General features: G+C 69.0%; 16 protein-coding genes. 12 read left to right on the top strand and 4 right to left on the bottom strand.

All coding sequences use genetic code 11. The annotated features are described in order from the left end of the window. Positions 1-46 precede the first annotated feature (46 nt). A complete protein-coding gene (locus ACZ6YV_RS02950) occupies positions 47-736 on the top strand; it encodes a CAP domain-containing protein (RefSeq protein ID WP_465508515.1) in 690 nt (229 codons plus the stop codon). Here the strand turns inward: ACZ6YV_RS02950 and ACZ6YV_RS02945 are convergent. The 3 genes from ACZ6YV_RS02945 to ACZ6YV_RS02935 form a co-directional block, all read right to left on the bottom strand. Beyond that, positions 730-1725 carry a cation diffusion facilitator family transporter gene (locus ACZ6YV_RS02945; RefSeq protein ID WP_465508034.1) on the bottom strand — a complete coding sequence of 332 codons (996 nt, stop codon included), beginning with the start codon at positions 1723-1725 and terminating at the stop codon, positions 730-732. The genes ACZ6YV_RS02950 and ACZ6YV_RS02945 overlap by 7 nt on opposite strands. Before the next feature lie 30 nt (positions 1726-1755). After that, positions 1756-2268, bottom strand: a complete 513-nt coding sequence (locus ACZ6YV_RS02940) for a DUF742 domain-containing protein (RefSeq protein WP_465508033.1) — start codon at positions 2266-2268, stop codon at positions 1756-1758. 160 nt (positions 2269-2428) lie between these two features. Beyond that, positions 2429-4723 (bottom strand): (Fe-S)-binding protein, encoded by a 2295-nt coding sequence (locus ACZ6YV_RS02935; RefSeq protein WP_465508032.1) that lies wholly within the window; start codon positions 4721-4723, stop codon positions 2429-2431. A gap of 152 nt (positions 4724-4875) precedes the next feature. On the opposite strand from ACZ6YV_RS02935, the gene ACZ6YV_RS02930 reads away from it, so the two are divergent. The 3 genes from ACZ6YV_RS02930 to ACZ6YV_RS02920 are packed head-to-tail and all read left to right on the top strand — an operon-like array spanning position 4876 to position 6220. After that, positions 4876-5202, top strand: a complete 327-nt coding sequence (locus ACZ6YV_RS02930) for a DMT family transporter (protein ID WP_465508031.1) — start codon at positions 4876-4878, stop codon at positions 5200-5202. Continuing rightward, positions 5203-5763 carry a TetR/AcrR family transcriptional regulator gene (locus tag ACZ6YV_RS02925; protein WP_020632424.1) on the top strand — a complete coding sequence of 187 codons (561 nt, stop codon included), beginning with the start codon at positions 5203-5205 and terminating at the stop codon, positions 5761-5763. 22 nt (positions 5764-5785) lie between these two features. Continuing rightward, positions 5786-6220 carry a GNAT family N-acetyltransferase gene (locus ACZ6YV_RS02920; protein ID WP_465508030.1) on the top strand — a complete coding sequence of 145 codons (435 nt, stop codon included), beginning with the start codon at positions 5786-5788 and terminating at the stop codon, positions 6218-6220. Between the two features lie 65 nt (positions 6221-6285). Here the strand turns inward: ACZ6YV_RS02920 and ACZ6YV_RS02915 are convergent, their stop codons facing one another. Then, positions 6286-6825, bottom strand: a complete 540-nt coding sequence (locus ACZ6YV_RS02915) for a YbhB/YbcL family Raf kinase inhibitor-like protein (protein WP_465508029.1) — start codon at positions 6823-6825, stop codon at positions 6286-6288. A 161-nt stretch (positions 6826-6986) separates the two neighbouring features. Here ACZ6YV_RS02915 and ACZ6YV_RS02910 point away from each other — a divergent pair, with 161 nt between their 5' ends. The 8 genes from ACZ6YV_RS02910 (at position 6987) to ACZ6YV_RS02875 (ending at position 17488) form a co-directional block, all read left to right on the top strand. Further along, complete coding sequence (locus ACZ6YV_RS02910; protein ID WP_465508028.1) at positions 6987-7754, top strand: DUF4097 family beta strand repeat-containing protein; 768 nt, start codon at positions 6987-6989, stop codon at positions 7752-7754. 27 nt (positions 7755-7781) lie between these two features. Then, a complete protein-coding gene (locus ACZ6YV_RS02905) occupies positions 7782-8453 on the top strand; it encodes a DUF4097 family beta strand repeat-containing protein (protein ID WP_465508554.1) in 672 nt (223 codons plus the stop codon). Beyond that, positions 8450-9856, top strand: coding sequence for an alpha/beta hydrolase (locus ACZ6YV_RS02900; protein WP_465508027.1), 1407 nt, complete (start codon positions 8450-8452; stop codon positions 9854-9856). Before ACZ6YV_RS02905 ends, ACZ6YV_RS02900 begins: the two co-directional genes overlap by 4 nt. A 166-nt stretch (positions 9857-10022) precedes the next feature. After that, on the top strand, positions 10023-11900 hold the full coding sequence (gene dnaK / locus ACZ6YV_RS02895) for a molecular chaperone DnaK (RefSeq protein WP_465508026.1): 1878 nt from the start codon (positions 10023-10025) through the stop codon (positions 11898-11900). Beyond that, positions 11897-12673, top strand: coding sequence for a nucleotide exchange factor GrpE (gene grpE, locus ACZ6YV_RS02890; protein ID WP_465508025.1), 777 nt, complete (start codon positions 11897-11899; stop codon positions 12671-12673). Before dnaK ends, grpE begins: the two co-directional genes overlap by 4 nt. A gap of 33 nt (positions 12674-12706) precedes the next feature. Beyond that, positions 12707-13885 carry a molecular chaperone DnaJ gene (dnaJ, locus tag ACZ6YV_RS02885; RefSeq protein ID WP_378236781.1) on the top strand — a complete coding sequence of 393 codons (1179 nt, stop codon included), beginning with the start codon at positions 12707-12709 and terminating at the stop codon, positions 13883-13885. A 5-nt stretch (positions 13886-13890) separates the two neighbouring features. Next, positions 13891-14319: a heat shock protein transcriptional repressor HspR gene (locus ACZ6YV_RS02880; RefSeq protein ID WP_465508514.1), complete on the top strand. Its 429-nt coding sequence runs from the start codon at positions 13891-13893 to the stop codon at positions 14317-14319. A gap of 178 nt (positions 14320-14497) precedes the next feature. Further along, on the top strand, positions 14498-17488 hold the full coding sequence (locus tag ACZ6YV_RS02875; protein ID WP_465508024.1) for an AfsR/SARP family transcriptional regulator: 2991 nt from the start codon (positions 14498-14500) through the stop codon (positions 17486-17488). Positions 17489-17492: the final 4 nt, after the last annotated feature.

The following is a 17492-nucleotide window of genomic DNA, read 5'->3' as shown; positions in this document are numbered from 1 at the left end:
AAGAAGCCGGTTACTGCTTGTCACGCTCAGCGTGCTGCTGGGTGGGGTGATCGCGAGCGCGAGCTACCTGATGGTGACCGATCGGTTCCAGGGCACCGCGTTGAGCAACCTGTCGCTGAGCGTCCCCGACACCAAGGGCAGATCCGGCGACGCCCTCGCGAAGCCTCCCGCCTACTTCGGCCAGACGTCCGCTCCCGCTCAGGACGGCGCCGCGCCCGGCTCGGCAGCTCCGACGTCGTCCTCGGCGGCTCCCACGTCTTCCTCCGCCCCGCCCAGCTCGTCCTCCGCCCCGGCCGAGCCGCCGAAGCCTTCCGAGGCCCCCAAGCCCACCCCGAGCAAGGCTCCGGAACCGCCCCGTTCGCAGGACAGCTCGCTCTCCGGTCAGGTCATCGATCTCGTCAACTCCGAGCGCGCCGACGCAGGCTGCTCGCCGGTGAGCAACGAGTCCCACCTCGCCGCCGCCGCGCAGGGCCACAGCGACGACATGTCGGCCCGGAACTACTTCTCCCACACCACGCCGGAAGGCGTCACGTTCGACCAGCGCATCCGGTCCGCCGGCTACGACAAGCCCGGCGCCGAGAACATCGCCAAGGGCCAGTCGAACGCCGCCAAGGTGATGGACGCCTGGATGAACTCCGAGGGCCACCGCGCGAACATCCTCAACTGCAAGCTGAAGAAGATCGGTGTCGGCGTCAACACCAAGGGCATGTACTGGACGCAGAACTTCGGCTACTGACCCTTTTCCCACCGTTCGGCGATTTCGCCGTAGCGGGCCAGTACCGCCGCGCGCAGCTCGGGATCCGTACGCGGGACCGGTTCGATGAACACCTCGGTGACGTCGCCGAACTCCCGGGTCAGTTCGGCCGCGATCCGGACGCAGGCACGTTCGACGTCCGCCGCGCCCAGCGCGTCGTCGAAGTCGACACGGGTGCAGACGAGCACCTGATCGGTGCCCATCAGCATGGTCTGCAGGTCGACGACGGCCTCGATCTCGGGCGCGCCCAGCAGATGGTCACGCACCCCGCGGACCAGCCTCGGATCCGCCTGCCTGCCGATCAGCAGGCCGCGGTTGGTGCGCCCGAGCACGTAGGCGACCAGCGCCAGCAGCACACCGATCGCGATCGACGCCGCACCGTCCCAGATATGCGAGCCGGTGAGCTGGTGCAGCCCGATCCCGGCGAACGCGAGCAGCAGGCCGATCAGCGCGGCCGAGTCTTCGAACAGGACGGTCTTCGGCGCCGGGTCGTCGATCATCCGCAGGTAGACCGAGATCTTCTGGCCCGCGTCGGCGGCGTCACGCCGCACCTGCCGCACGGCCTGCAACCACGAGACGGACTCGAGGACGAAGGCGATCGCGAGCACGATGTAGCCGACGATCGGGTCGGTCTGCTCGGTCTCTTCGCCGAACACCGTCGAGAAGCCTTCGTAGAGCGCGAACATCGCGCCGGAGGCGAAGATCGACACCGCCGCGAGCAGCGACCAGAAGTACCGCTCCTTGCCGTAGCCGAAGGGGTGGACGCGGTCGGCGGGACGGTCCGAGCGTTTCAGTGCTGTCAGCAGGAGTACTTCGGTGATCGTGTCGGCCACCGAGTGCACGGCTTCGGACAGCATCGCGCCGGAACCGGTGATGATCCCGGCGATCAGTTTGAGTACGGCGATGGCGAGGTTGACCCCACCCGCCAGCACCACCGTCAGGGTGCTTTCGCCACCGGTTTCTTCACTCACCTAGCGCAGCGTAGTGCGAGTGGGCCGATCTCACAGGCGACGCAAACCCTGCAGGACGCGTTCCATCAAGGCGAGTGCCGGATGACCGTCGAATTCAGCCTGCGTTTCATGAACGGTAACCAGACCGAGTTCGGCCATATCACCCAAAAGGACCTTTGCGACGCCGAGCGGAACGCTTAGTGACGACGCTACTTCGGCCACGGAAGCCGGACGGCGGCACAGTGATCGGACCGAATGGAATTCGACGCTGAACCCCGGCGCGTTCCAGGGGGCGTCGTTCCGGACGGAGATCATCGCTTCGATGGCGAAGTTTCGCTTGGACTGCGTGCGTCCGCCCGTGCGGACGTACGGGCGGACGCGCGTGCGCTGCCGTTCCTGTCGCGACGGTCGCCGAGCGGCCGGGATGCTGGGGATGGTCGCTTCCTGGGCCATTCTGGCGAGTGCCGCGGCCGAAGGGAGGCGGGCAGGCGGACGCAGCGTCGACGATCCCGGCATCGCGAGGCGGTGTTCCTTGCCCGGACGGAGTTCGTGACGGTTGCCCATTGATTTTCCTCACCCCTTTTTTCGGATCCGCTGCAGCCTATCGCCACGGTGTACCGCCGAACGGGTAATGGGAACGGAATGGTCATGTCCGGGATAAAACAAGAGGGAACATTCTCTCGCATTATGTGCGAGAGAATGTTCCCTCCGACCTCGAAAAGTTCTACTTGTCTTCCTCCGGGAGCGGTGTCTCGGCGGCCTTCTCGACGGCGGGCTTCTCGGCCTTCTCGTCGAGTTCGGCATCTGAGACGGCGTCCAGGGACGGCGCTCCCGCCGGGACCAGCTGCGGTTCCGGCTTGCGCTTGACGGCGGTCAGCAGCAGCTGCGCGACGTCGACGATTTCGACCTTCTCGCTCGCCTGGCCGTCGCTTTGGCGCGCGGTGAGACCGTCATTGAGCATCACCTTGCAGAACGGGCAGCCGGTCGCGATCTTCGACGGCGCGGTGCCGAGCGCCTCGTCCACGCGCTCGACGTTGATCCGCTTGCCGATCTTCTCTTCCATCCACATCCGCGCGCCGCCGGCACCACAGCACATCGAGCGGTCGCCGTGCCGCGGCATCTCCCGCAGCTGCGCGCCCGACGCGGTGACGAGCTCGCGCGGAGCGTCGTAGACCTTGTTGTGACGGCCCAGGTAGCACGGGTCGTGGTAGGTGACGTCCTCGGCGACCGCGGCCACCGGGGTCAGGTGCTTTTCCCGCACGAGACGGTTGAGCAACTGCGTGTGGTGCACGACGTCGAACTGGCCGCCCAGTTCCGGGTACTCGTTCGCGAGGGTGTTGAAGCAGTGGGCACAGGTGACGACCACCTTGCGCGCCTTGCGTTCGCGGCCCTCGAACACCGAGTTCAGGATCTCGACGTTCTGCTGTGCCAGCATCTGGAACAGGAACTCGTTGCCCGCGCGGCGGGCCGGGTCGCCGGTGCAGGACTCCTCCGAGCCGAGCACGGTGTACTTCACGCCCGCGATGTGCAGCAGTTCCGCGACGGCGCGCGTGGTCTTCTTCGCGCGGTCCTCGAACGCGCCGGCGCAGCCGACCCAGAAGAGGTACTCGGTGTCGCCGAGGTCGCCGTCGAACACCGGCACCTCGAAGTCCAGGTCCTCGGTCCAGGCGAGCCGGTCCTTGGCGTTCTGGCCCCACGGGTTGCCCTTGTTCTCCAGGTTCTTGAACATCCCGTTGAGCTCGCTGGGGAACGAGGACTCGATCATCACCTGGTAGCGGCGCATGTCGACGATGTGGTCGACGTGCTCGATGTCCACCGGGCACTGCTCGACACACGCGCCGCAGGAGGTGCAGGACCACAGCACCTCGGGGTCGATGATCCCGCCGTCGTCGCCGATGAGCGCCTTCTGGGACTCGGCGATCGCGAGGACGTCGATCCCCGCGTACATGTTGTCCCCGGACAGGCCAACCTCGTCGCCGGCCATGTCGCGCTTGCCGCCCGCGAGCAGGTACGGCGCCTTCGCGTAGGCGTGGTCGCGAAGCTGCGTGATGAGCAGCTTCGGCGAAAGCGGCTTGCCGGTGTTCCACGCGGGGCACTGCGACTGGCAGCGGCCGCATTCGGTACAGGTCGAGAAGTCCAGCCAGCCCTTCCAGCTGAAGTCTTCGACCTTGCCGACGCCGAAGGTGTCCTCGTCCGGGTCTGCCTCTTCGAGGTCGAGCACCTTGCCGTTGCTCATCATCGGCTTGAGCGCGCCCAGCGCGACGCCACCGTCGGCCTCGCGCTTGAAGTAGATGTTGAAGAAGGCGCTGAACCGGTGCCAGGCGATGCCCATGGTCATCGTGCGCGCGACGACGATCAGCCAGATCGTGGCGCTCATCAGCTTGACGAACGCGAACACCGTGACCAGGTTCGCGCTGGCGGGCAGCAGTTCGCCGAGCGGGTGCGAGACGAACGCGGCCCAGACCGGCGTTTCGTGGACGTCCAGCGCGGACTTCGCGGCGCGGACGCCGATGATGCCGATGCCCTCGATGAGCACGACGGCCTCGATGAAGTACGCCCACTTGAAGTTGGAGCCCTGGAAACGGGACTGCCGGTCCGCGCGGCGCGGGTGGTTCTTCTGGCGGATCCCCATCAGGACCAGGATGCCGACGATCGTGCCGACCCCGAGCAGCTCCATGAGCAGCTGGAACAGCGACCAGTCGTCGAGGATGGGCCAGCCCCAGGTGGGGACGAAGACCTCGCCGTACGCCTCGAACAGGGCCAGCGACCCGAGCAGGAAGCCCCACATGACCAGCCAGTGCGCCGGGCCGACGCTCTTGACCTTGTTCATGCGGGTGTGCGCGGCGAATTCCTTGATCAGGGTCTTCATCCGCGGCACGAACGGGCCGTTGCGGGTCGAGTCCGGCTGACCGAGGCGGATCACCCGCACGAAGCGGGCGATGGTCGCGAAGAACATTCCCCAGGCGACGACGCCGAGCAGGACCGCGATCCCGCCGAGCGTCAGCTGTACAGCGCCCATCGTCGGGTGCCTTTCGTCCGAGTGAAGCTGTGGTGGTTCGGGCAGACTAATGCTTCTTACTGATGGGTAACCCACTGGCCGCGCCCAAGTCCCACCGATGTGGTGTACGCCTCTCTTTGTTTTAAGACGATCGTCCAGGTAGTTTTTGTGACATGGGTGCGTACCTTCTGCTCGCTTTCGCCATCGCCGCCGAGGTGACGGCCACGGTCTCGCTGAAGCTCTCCGAGGGCTTCTCCAAGGTCGGACCGTCGATCGTCGTGGTGGTCGGATACGCCTTCGCGTTCGTCGCGCTCGCGTACGTTCTGAAGGCGGGCGTGCCGGTGAGCGTCGCCTACGCGATCTGGGCCGCGGCCGGTGTCGCGCTGGTGGCGGCCGTCGGCATCGTGTTCTTCAAGGAGCCGGTCAACCTCTCCGTCATCGCCGGGCTGGCACTGGTGGTCGGCGGGGTCGTGTTGATCGAGGTCGGGAGCGCGCACTAAGTGAAGATCCAGGTCGACGGCCGGAAGGCCAGGGGCGAGAAGCGGCGCGAGGAGATCATCGCGGCCGCGCTGCGGGTGATCGAACGGGACGGCGTCGCCGGTGTCACCCATCGGACGGTCGCCACCGAGGCGGGCGTGCCGACGGCTTCGACGACCTATCACTTCTCCAGCCTCGACGACCTGCTGATCGCGACCCTCATCTCGTGCGCGAGGGACATGGCGACCGAGGTCTACTGGATGATCGACCGCGCCCGGTCCCGCGGCAGCCGCGGCGCGGAAGAGGTCGCCGGGCTGCTCGCGGAGGCGCTGGGCCCGCGGCGCGGGCGGACGATGGCGGAGTACGAGCTGTACCTGCTGGCCGCGCGCAAACCCGAGCTGCGGCCCGCCGCGCGGCGCTGGCTGGACGTGCTGACCTCGATGGTCCGGCACGACGACGAGGTCGCGTTCCGGGTGTTCCTCGCCGGGATCGACGGACTCCTGATCCAGGGCCTCATCGACGACGAGCCGCCGTCCGCGGACGAGCTGCGGCCGGTGGTGGACTATCTGCTGAAACCCCGTTGACCTGCTGGGTAACGTGCGGATCATGAGGACTGTCGGCGCATACGAAATGGATGACGACCCGGCACGGGTGGACCTCGACGTGGTGTGGAAGTGCCTGTCCACCGGCGTCTACTGGGGCAAGTGGCGAGACCGCGAGCTGGTCGAGAAGGTCTTCAGGAACGCGTGGCGCGTCGTCGGCGCGTACGAGACTTCGACAGGGCGGATGGTCGGCTTCGCGCGGGCGTTCTCCGACACCATCGGCAGTGCGTACCTCGCGGACGTCTTCGTCGTCGACGAGGCGCGTGGCGCGGGGCTCGGCAAGGAACTGGTCCGGGAGATGATCGACAACGGGCCGGGCGCGGCGTTCCGGTGGATGCTGCACACCGCCGACGCGCACGGGCTGTACCGGCAGTTCGGCTTCGGCGACCCTCCGGAGGGGCAGTACATGGAGCGGTCGCGGCCGAACGGGCAGGCCTAAAGTCCGTGAAGGTCTCCTTCCCTACCTTGAGAGTAGGGAAGGAGACCTTCACGGAAATGTCGGCGTCAGCCCTTGTTTTCGTGCAGCGCCGTGAGCGTCGCCCGCCCGAGCGCGTGGCTGAACAGGTTGAACCCCAGCAAAGCCGGCGTAGCGTCCTCCCCGACGTCCAGCTTTTCGACGTCGACAGCGTGCACCGCGAAGATGTACCGGTGCGGCCCGTGTCCGGGCGGCGGGGCGGCGCCGAGGAACTGCTTCACGCCGCCGTCCCCCTTCAGAGTGACTGCGCCCGCCGGCAGGCCGGAGCCCGCTTCGTCGCCCGCGTTCGCGGCCAGCGCGTTCACCGACGCCGGGATATCGAACACCGCCCAGTGCCAGAACCCGCTCGCCGTCGGGGCGTCGGGGTCGTAGCAGGTCACGGCGAAACTCTTGGTCCCGTCGGGGAAGCCGTCCCAGGACAGCTGCGGGGAGCGATCTTCGCCGCCCGCGCCGAAGATCCCGGAAAGCTGGGGTGTCGGCAGGAAGCCGCCTTCTTCGATGTCGATGCTGCTCAAGGTGAAGGCAGGCAGATCGGGCAGGAAGTCGTACGGATCGGGTGCCTGCGGCATGCGTCCTCCTGGTCGTGGAACAGATGACGAAGCCAGGTTATGACCCCGAGGACCCCGGTGCGTTCTCAGGGACGAATCCGGGGGTTACCCCTATGTCCAACCCGTCGCGCTGCCTTTAGCGTCGAGCTACACGAAAACCTGCTCTGGAGGGACTCAAGACCATGGCGCGCCCACTCCTCGCACTCGGAGGCATCGCGTTGATCGGCGTCGGTGTGCTCACCGGTCTCGGCTGGTGGTGGCCGTCCGACGCGGAGGCGACCGCCGAGCTCACCCAGCAGATCAAGAACGTCCGCGTCGACAACGACGAGGGCGCACTCAAGATCCGCACGGGCAGCGGCCCGGTGAAGGTCCACCAGTCGTTCGAATACCGGTGGAACAAGCCGGGCGACGCCTACCGCGTGGACGGCGACACCCTGGTCCTCGAAGGCTGCGGCAACAACTGCGAGGTCGCCTACGAAGTGACCGTCCCGGCGGGGATCCCGGTCTCGGGCAGGCTCGACTCGGGGTCGGTGGACATCGCCGGGGCGTCCACTGTGGATATCACCGTCGACTCCGGCCGGGTCGAGGTGCGCGACGTGCCGGGCACCGTGAAGGTGAAGTCCGACGCCGGTCGCGTCGAACTGGCGAACATCGGACAGGCCGTCACCGTGCAGGCCGCTTCCGGTGCCATCAAGGGGGAACGGCTCGGCGGCAACGTCGAAGCCCGCACCGACAGCGGCCGGATCGACCTCGAACTGGTCACGGGCGCCGACGTCACCGCGCGGACCGACAGCGGTTCGATCGAGGTCCAGGTGCCTTCCGGCGACTACAACGTCACCGGCACCACCGACAGCGGCCACCGCGACATCGACGTCAACCAGTCGGGTTCGGCCCAGCACAAGCTCGATCTCAACACCGACAGCGGAAGCGTCACGGTCAAAGCGGCCTGACGGACTTTATCGGGGGAACACTTTCTCATGGGGAACAAGGAAAAGCGCGTCCTCGGCGCGCTCGCTCTCGGCGCGCTGGTGGCCTTCGGGGTCGTCGGCTGCACGGGTGAAAGCCGCGAGAAGCTGAGCGACGGGACGCCGGTCACCGAGCAGATCACCGCGATCAAGGTGGACGTCCCGGTCGGCGGGGTCACGCTCCGGGTCGAGGACGGCGCGCCGGTCTCGCTGCGCCGCGAAGTGACCTACACCGGAAAGAATCCCGGCAAGACGCACAGTGTCGAGAACGGCACGCTGATCCTCGGCGGCTGCAGCCAGTGCGGCGTGGACTACGAGGTCGTGGTCCCGCGCGAGCTGGCGATCTCCGGCGGCATCGGGACCGGCAAGATCACGCTCACCCGGGCGGCCGCGGTGGACCTCCGGGGTGACACCGGGGATCTCGAGGTCCTGAGCTCGACCGGACCGGTGAAAATGGTCACCGGTACCGGTGACATCAAGGTCGGGCTGGCCAAACCGGGCATGGTCACCGCGAGCGCCGACACCGGGAAGGTCACCGTCACCGTTCCCGACGGCGCGTATCGCATCAACGCCAGCTCGGAGACCGGCGGGGTCGAAACCGCCGGCGTGCGGCAGGACCAGGCTTCGGCGAACGTCCTGGACCTCAAGTCCGGCACCGGCTCGATCACGGTGAAGCCCGTATGAAGGCTCTCGCGGTGGTCACCGCGCTGACCCTGCTTCCGCTCTCCGCACTGCCCGCGTCGGCCGCGCCCCGGCTCGACTGGAAGCCCTGCGCGACCGAGTACGCGCCGACGCTGGAATGCGCGAGCCTTCCGGTGAGCGGCACCGTTTCGATCGCGCTGGCGAAGCTGCCCGCGACCGATCCGGCGCGCCGCGTCGGTTCGCTGCTGACGAACCCGGGCGGTCCCGGCGGCGCCGGGGTCACTGTGCTCAAGTACGGCGGTCGCGGGTTCGCGCTGGACAAGCCCGAGATGGCCGAAGTGCGGCAGCGATTCGACGTCATCGGGTTCGACCCGCGCGGCGTCGGCGACAGCACACCCGCGATCACCTGCGGGCCGGATCTGCACGATCCGTCGATCAGCCGGTTCCCGCGCAGTCGCGCGGACTACGACAAGCTCATCGCGCACAACCGCGCTTCGGGCGACGAGTGTCTCAAGCGGACCGGACCCGAGTTGTCCTCTGTGGACACTTGGCACGCCGCGGACGACGTCGAAGCGATCCGGGTCGCGCTGGGTGAGCCGAAGGTGAACTGGCTCGGCGTCTCCTACGGTTCCGAACTCGGTGCCGTGTATGCGGAGAAGTACCCGAAGCGCGTCCGGGCGATGGTGCTCGACGGCGCCGTCGACCATTCGCGGCCGACGCGGCTGGCCGTCCTCGACGAGGCCATCGCGACCGAAAGCGCCCTCAAAGACTTCGCGAAGTGGTGCACGACGGCGGCGGACTGCGCGCTTCGCGGCAAAGATGTCCTCGCCACCTACGACGCGCTCATGGCGACGCCCGGCGGCGTGCCGTCGAAGCAACTCGGCCGGAACGTGACCGGCGAGGAAATGGCGTCCGGTCTCTACGGCTCGCTCATCCTTCCCGCGTTCTGGCCGGAGATCGCGAAGGGGATCGCCGACGCGGCCTCGGGGAACGCGGACGGGCTGCTGCCCTACTCGCAGCTGGACCCGTCCTACGGCGCGTACCGCTCGATCGGCTGCCACGACTTCGGCTCGCCGTTCACCTCCTACGCCGACATGCGGGTGATGCAGGGGCTGGTGAAGACCCTCGCGCCGCACAGCTGGCGGTATTCGGAGTTCTGGGACATGGCGAGCGGTTGCGCGGGCTGGTCCGTGCCCTCGGCGTACCTGCCGCGGCCGCAGAAGGTGAAGGGCGCGGCGCCGATCCTCGTGGTCGGCGGCGAACACGATCCGGCGACGCCACTCGTCTGGGCGAAGGGGCTCGCGCGGAACATCGAGAACTCGGCGTTGCTGGTCGACGCCGGATACGGGCACACGGGGCTGCTCAACTCGGCCTGCGTGCGCACCGAAGAAGTGAAGTACCTGGTGAGCGGGCTCACACCCGCCCCGGGCACGGTCTGCCGGTAGTCCGGGAACAAGACGCCCGGGTCGCACGTTGAGCCGGGTACAAGGTTGAGTGCAGTCGACTCAAGTCCGGCTTGACGGAGACCGCATCATCCCGATAGAACTTGCGTGGCACCCACTCAAGGTGGGGGCGAACACGCAGGTCAAGAACTAGCAGGAGGATCACACCATGGCGCGAGCGGTCGGCATCGACCTCGGCACGACCAACTCGGTCGTCGCTGTCCTTGAGGGCGGCGAGCCGACGGTCATCGCCAACTCGGAAGGTTCACGCACCACTCCCTCGATCGTCGCCTTCGCCAAGAACGGCGAAGTGCTGACCGGTCAGCCGGCGAAGAACCAGGCGGTGACGAACGTCGACCGGACCATTCGGTCGGTGAAGCGGCACGTCGGGACCGACTGGAAGACCGAGATCGACGGCAAGGCCTACACCTCGCAGGAGATCAGCGCCCGTGTGCTGATGAAGCTCAAGCGCGACGCCGAGGCGTACCTGGGCGAGACCATCACCGACGCGGTCATCACCGTCCCCGCCTACTTCGAGGACGCGCAGCGGCAGGCCACCAAGGAGGCCGGGCAGATCGCCGGCCTGAACGTGCTCCGCATCGTCAACGAGCCCACCGCCGCCGCGCTGGCGTACGGCCTGGACAAGGGCGAGAAGGAACAGACCATCCTGGTCTTCGACCTCGGTGGCGGCACGTTCGACGTCTCGCTGCTGGAGATCGGCGAGGGCGTCGTCGAGGTCCGCGCGACATCCGGTGACAACCACCTCGGCGGTGACGACTGGGACGAGCGCATCGTCACCTGGCTGGTCGACAAGTTCAAGGCCTCCAGCGGCATCGACCTCACCAAGGACAAGATGGCGCTCCAGCGCATCCGTGAGGCCTCCGAGAAGGCGAAGATCGAGCTGTCCAGCTCGAACTCCGCGGGCATCAACCTGCCGTACATCACCGTGGACTCGGACAAGAACCCGCTGTTCCTCGACGAGCAGCTCTCCCGCGCCGAGTTCCAGAAGATCACCTCGGACCTGCTCGAGCGCACCCGCAAGCCGTTCAACAACGTCATCCGTGACGCGGGTGTCGCCGTCGGCGACATCGACCACGTCGTGCTCGTGGGTGGTTCCACCCGCATGCCCGCCGTGTCGGACCTGGTCAAGGAGCTGACCGGCGGCCGCGAGCCGAACAAGGGCGTGAACCCGGACGAGGTCGTCGCCGTCGGCGCCGCGCTGCAGGCCGGCGTGCTCAAGGGCGAGGTCAAGGACGTCCTGCTGCTCGACGTGACCCCGCTTTCGCTGGGCATCGAGACCAAGGGCGGCGTGTTCACCAAGCTCATCGAGCGCAACACCACGATCCCGACCAAGCGTTCGGAGATCTTCTCCACCGCGGACGACAACCAGCCGTCGGTGCAGATCCAGGTGTTCCAGGGTGAGCGCGAGATCGCGGCGCACAACAAGAAGCTCGGCATGTTCGAGCTGACCGGTCTCCCGCCCGCCCCCCGTGGCGTGCCGCAGATCGAGGTCACCTTCGACATCGACGCCAACGGCATCGTGCACGTCCTCGCGAAGGACCTCGGCACGAACAAGGAGCAGTCGATGACGATCACCGGTGGCTCCGCGCTGCCGAAGGACGACATCGAGCGCATGGTCAAGGACGCCGAGGCGCACGCCGAGGAGGACAAGCAGCGCCGCGAGGAGGCGGAGACCCGCAACCAGGCGGAGACGCTCGTCTACCAGACCGAGAAGTTCGTCAAGGACAACGAGGACAAGCTGCCCGAGGAGCTCAAGGGCAAGGTGAAGTCCGCGATCGACGAGGCCAACGAGGCGCTCAAGGGCACCGACTCGGCGAAGATCCGCGAGTCCATCGAGAAGCTGAACACCGCTTCGCAGGAGCTCGGCACGGCGCTCTACGCCAACGCGGCGGGCAACGCCGCCGATGACGCCGCCGCCGGTGAAGGCGCGACCGGTTCCGCCGGCGCGGGCACCGGTTCGCAGGCCAAGGCCGACGACGTCGTCGACGCCGAGATCGTCGAAGAGGACGAGAAGGACAAGAAGTGACGGGACGCTACGACGAGACCGAGGGCCGGGGCCCGGAGGAACCGGTGGTCGTGCGGGACCGCAGGCGGATCGATCCGCTGACCGGTGAGGTCCGCCCGCCCGCCCCGGCGCCCGAATCCCAGGATGGCCCGAAGCACGCCGCTCCCTCGCAAGACCCGGTGGAGCCCGTCGAGCCGGTGCTCGCGACCCACGCGGGCCCCGGCCTCGGGGACTCCATCATGGACGATTCGGTGTCGGTGGCCACCGACCTGGAGAAGGAGCTGGCGGAACGCACCGCCGACCTCCAGCGTCTCCAGGCGGAGTACGCCAACTACCGCAAGCGCGTGGACCGCGACCGCGAACAGGTCGTCACCGGCGCCAAGGCGTCGGTCGTCGCCGACCTGCTCCCGCTGCTCGACGACCTCGAGCGCGCGGGGCAGCACGGCGATCTGACCGGTGCGTTCAAGGCGGTCGGCGAGAAGCTGGTCGGGAGCCTGCAGCGATCGGGGCTCGAGCCGTTCGGCGCCGAGGGCGAGCCCTTCGACCCGAGCGTGCACGAGGCCGTCCAGCACAGCACCTCGCCGGACGTCGCCGGACCGACGGTCACCACGGTCATGCGCCGCGGTTACCGCTTCGGCGAGCGCGTGCTGCGCGCGGCGCTGGTCGGGGTCACCGACCACGAGCCAGGTGCCGCCCCGGCTCCGGCGCCGGCGGCACAGGACGCCCCGGTGGACCCGCCCGTGGGCGGCGAGCTGCCCCTCGAGGGCGAGCTCTTCGATGAGAACAACCGCTGATCGGCGATACGGCGTGAAAGGAGGAGACGTTCGGTGAGTGCACGGGAATGGATCGGTAAGGACTTCTACCGTGAGCTGGGCGTCTCCTCCGACGCCACCGCGGACGAGATCAAGAAGGCCTATCGCAAGCTGGCCAAGGAGAACCACCCCGACGCCAACGCGGGCAACGCGGAGGCCGAGAAGAAGTTCAAGGCGGTTTCCGAGGCGTACGGCGTTCTTTCCGACACGTCCAAGCGCAAGGAGTACGACGAGGCCCGCCGCCTCTTCGGCTCCGGCGGTCCGGGCGGCTTCGGCTTCCCGGGTGGTGGCGGCGGAAGCGGCGGTTTCGACGTCGGCGACATCTTCGGTCAGTCGGGTGGTCAGCAGCAGGCCGGTTTCGGCGGGCTCGGCGACATCCTCGGCGGTCTCTTCGGCCGCCGCGGCGGCGCGGCCGGTGCCACGGCGAACCGCCCGCAGCGCGGCGCGGACGTGGAGACCGACGTCCGGATCGACTTCACCGAGGCGGTCAAGGGCGCGACCCTGCCGCTGAGGCTGTCGAGCCCGGCGACCTGTTCCACCTGCGGCGGGAACGGCGCGAAGCCGGGGACCTCCCCGAGGACGTGTTCGACCTGTCAGGGCAGCGGGCTGGTCAGCCGGAGCCAGGGCGCGTTCGCGTTCTCCGAGCCGTGCCGCGACTGCCGCGGCCGCGGCACGATCATCGACGACCCCTGCCCGGAATGCGCGGGCGAGGGCGTCAGCACCCGCACCCGCACCCTGACCGTGCGGATCCCGCCGGGCGTCGCCGACGACCAGCGGATCCGGCTGGCGGGCCAGGGCGAACCGGGCAAGGGCGGCGCGCAGCCGGGCGACCTGTACGTCCGCGTGCACGTCGCGCCGCACGCGGTGTTCGGGCGCCAGGACCTCGACCTGACGATCGCCGTGCCGGTGTCCTTCGCGGAGCTGGCCCTCGGCGGCACGATCACCGTGCCGACGCTCGAGGGCAAGGTCTCACTGAAGGTGCCGCAGGGTACGGCGAGCGGTCGCGTGCTTCGCGTGCGCGGCAAGGGAATCGCGAAACGGGACGGCTCGCAGGGCGACCTGCTGGTCACCCTGCAGGCGGCCATACCGTCCAAATTGGACGACAAGGCCCGTGAAGCGCTGGAGGCCTACGCGGAGGCCATGTCCGAGCACGATCCGCGACCGGAGATCACCGAACTTCTCGAAGGCAGGTGAGCACGATGTTCGGCGGGCTGCCGCACGGTGCGGACGAGGACACCCCGGTGTTCGTCATTTCGGTGGCGGCGCAACTGTCCGGCCTGCACGCGCAGACCCTGCGGTCCTACGACCGCCATGGTCTCGTGTCGCCGGGCCGGACCTCCGGTGGTGGCCGTCGCTACTCCATGCGGGACATCGCGCTGCTCCGCGAGGTGCAGCGACTGTCCCAAGAGGACGGTGTCAACCTCGCGGGCATCAAGCGGATCATCGAGCTGGAGAACCAGGTCGACGCGCTCCGCGCCCGGATCGCCGAACTGACCGAGGAGCTCACGGCGGCGTACGTCACCGCCGAACAGACGGCCGCGGCCGTGCACGCCTCCTACCGCAAGGATCTCGTGACCCTGCGGCAGCAGACCGCGCTCGTGGTTTGGAAGCCCAAACCCCGCAGGTGAGCCTCGAGTTTCGCGAAGGCCTCCTTCCCCGCCCTTGAGGTGAGGAGGAGGCCTTCGTCGTTCCACGGCCGTTCGTGCACCGAAGCGGAGCCGAAGAGGCAATCCCGCGCTCCCCGGGCTCCACCGGAGTTAGCATCGAGTGGCGCCGACGGTCGTTGCGCCGGAGGGAGCGACGCGCATGGCGGCAGCGTGGCCTGGGGTGCGATTCGTGGTGCTGGGCCCGATGCGGCTGTACCGCCCGGACGGGGTGGCGATCCCCGTGGGAACGCCGAAACAGCAGGCGATGCTGGCCGCGCTGGCGCTCACGCCCGGCACGGCGGTGTCCCTCGGCAGGCTGACCGACACACTGTGGGACCAGGACCTGCCCGCCCGTGCGGCTTCGACCGTCCGCACCTACGCCTGGCGACTGCGGCGGCTGCTCGCCACCGCCGGTGCCGGCGACGACGTGCTGGTGTCGGCGGGTGACGGTTACCGGCTCGCCGTGCCGCCCTCGACTGTGGACGCCTCCCGCGCGGGAGAACTCGGTGCCCTTGCTCAAGAAGCGCTGTCTTCGGGGGACGCGCACCAGGCCAGACAGGTGTTGTCGGAAGCACTCGCCCTGTGGACCGGCGAGCCGCTCGCGGGAGTGCCCGGCCTGTTCGCCGAACAGAGCCGCCGGTGGCTCGGCGAGTTGCACACCGCGCTCACCGAGCAGTACCTGGAGGCCGAGCTGCGGCTCGGGCACTACTACGAGGCACAGCCGCGGCTGACCGGGATGATCGCCGAACACCCGATGCGGGAACGCCTCTACGTCCTGCTGATGCGCGCGCTCTACGGGATGGGCCGCCAGGTCGACGCGCTGAGGGTCTTCCAGGACGCCCGCCGGGGCCTGGTGGAGAGCCACGGTGTCGAGCCGGGCGCGGAACTGGTCGAGCTGCACGAGCGCATCCTCCGGGGAGACGACGTCGTCGCGCCCGCCCCGCCGCCGGTGACCCTCTCGCCGCCCGCTGGACAGGAGGAGCCGCCGGGCCGATGGCGGCCGATCCCGGCGCAGCTCCCACCCGATCTGCCGGACTTCACCGGCAGGCAGGACCAGCTCTCGGCCCTGCGGGCGGTGCTGGAGACCGCCGACGGGCGGGCACCGGCGATGCTGGCGATCACCGGGATGAGCGGCGTCGGCAAGACCACCCTCGCGGTGCGTCTGGCACACGAGATCCGCGAGCGCTATCCGGACGGGCAGCTGCACGTCGACCTCGGCGACCTCGACCAGGTCGGGGAGCCGGTGACCGGCCCCGACCTGCTGGAACTGCTGCTCGCCGGGCTGGGCGTGCCGTCGAACCGGTCGCCGGGGAGCCTCGCCGAGCGCCGCGGGCTGTGGCGTTCGCTTCTCGACGGCCGCCGGTTGCTCATCGTGCTCGACAACGTCGCCGACGCCGCGCAGATCCGCGACGCGCTGCCCGGTACGCCCGGCTGCGCGGTCTTGATCACCAGCCGCGCCAGACTCGACGGTCTGCCGCTGCTCACCCAGGTCAACCTCGACGTCTTCAGCCCGGGCGAGGCGCTCGAACTGGTGCGGCGGGGGGTCGGCGCGCGACGGCTGGAAGTCGAACCGGACGATGCCCTCGACCTCGTCACCGCCTGCGGCCTGCTGCCCCTGGCGGTGCGGATCGTGGCCTCGCGTCTCGCGGCGCGGCCGCACTGGACCCTGCGGTCCATGGTCGAACGCCTGCGGGACGAGCGCCGCCGGATCGCCGAGCTGCGGGCCGGTCCCCTCGCCATCGAGGCGGTCTTCGAAGTCGCGTACCGGCAGCTCGCCGAGCCGCTCGCCAAGGATTTCGTGCTGCTCACCGCTGTCGCCGGAGGCGAGTTCACGCTGCCGGAAGCGGCGGCGGTCCTCGGTGTGCCCCCGGCCGAGGCCGAAACGCGGCTGGAGGTGCTGGTCGACGCGTCCATTTTGGACGGTACGGTCCCCGGCCGGTTCCGCGTCCACGAGCTCCTGGTCTCCTTCGGCCGCGGCCGTGACCGCGACGCGGACGGCGAACTGGCCGCGCTCGATCGGCTGCTGTCGCTGTTGACGGCCACGGCGCGCACCGCGTTCGCGCACGCCGTGCCCGGCGATCCCACCGGGGACGTGCTCGGTCCGCGCTCGCCCAGCACCGCCGGGACGCCGATCGCCGACCTGCGGGCGGCGAGGGACTGGGCGTCGGCGGCCGGGGACACCGTGGTCGCGGTCTGCGCGCGAGTCGTCGAAATCGGCTCGGTTCCGCTCCTGGGCACCGCGATCGACCTGCTCATCGCGATGAGCCCGTTCGCCGTGGAAGCCGGGGCGCGAAGACTGGACGCCGCCGCGGGCACTCTCGCGAGAGCGGCCGCCCGTGTTCCCGAACCGGCGGGACCGGGAAGGCGGGCACGCCACCGCCTGCTCGGCCGGGCCGAATTCCTGTGCAGCACAGTCGCGTTGCGCACGGGGACGCACACCGACGTCGAGGCGCACGCCCGGCGCGCGGTGACCGCCGCGACCGAGGCCGACGACCCGGCGATCCTCCGGCAGGCGCTCAACAACCTCGGCCTGGCCGCCCAGCTCCGCCACGACTACCGGCTCGCTGTGCGGTGTTTCGACCGGTCCGCCGAACTCGCGCGGCGGCTCGGGCACAGCTCCGGCGCGGTGACCAGCAGCCTGAACTCGGCGCACGCCCTGCTGCGCGGTGGCGACCCGGCGAACGTCCTCGCCGTCTGCGAGTCGGCGCTCGCCGTGGCCCGTGAGATCGGTGACGCGCCGGGAATCGGCTACGCGCTCTACGTGCTCGGGCTCGCGAACCACGCGCTCGAACGCTACGAAGCCGCGTCCGCGCACTTCACCACGTGCGTCGAGAGCTGCCTGGCGGCCGGCATCCGGGACCGGGCGGCGCACGCGCTCTTCCGGCTCGCCGAAACCCTGCTGGCACTGGGGCGGGCCGAAGAGGCGGCTTCCGAGGCACGGTCGGCGTTGCGGCTCTGCGAGGAGCTCGGCACCCGGCGGGACCAGGCCAACGCGCTGCTCGTGCTCGGCAAGGCCCTTGCCGAGCTGGGAAACCCGCGCGAAGCCGAAGCGCGATTGCACCAGGCTCATGCGCATTTCGTCGCGCTCAACCTGCCCGAAGCCGACGACACGGCCCGGGCGATCGAAGAGCTTTCGAACCACGCGCGCTGACGTC

This window comes from Amycolatopsis sp. NPDC102522 (assembly GCF_055584485.1).
The sequence above is the reverse complement of the archived record's forward strand: the minus strand, read 5'-3'. Positions and strand labels throughout refer to the sequence as shown.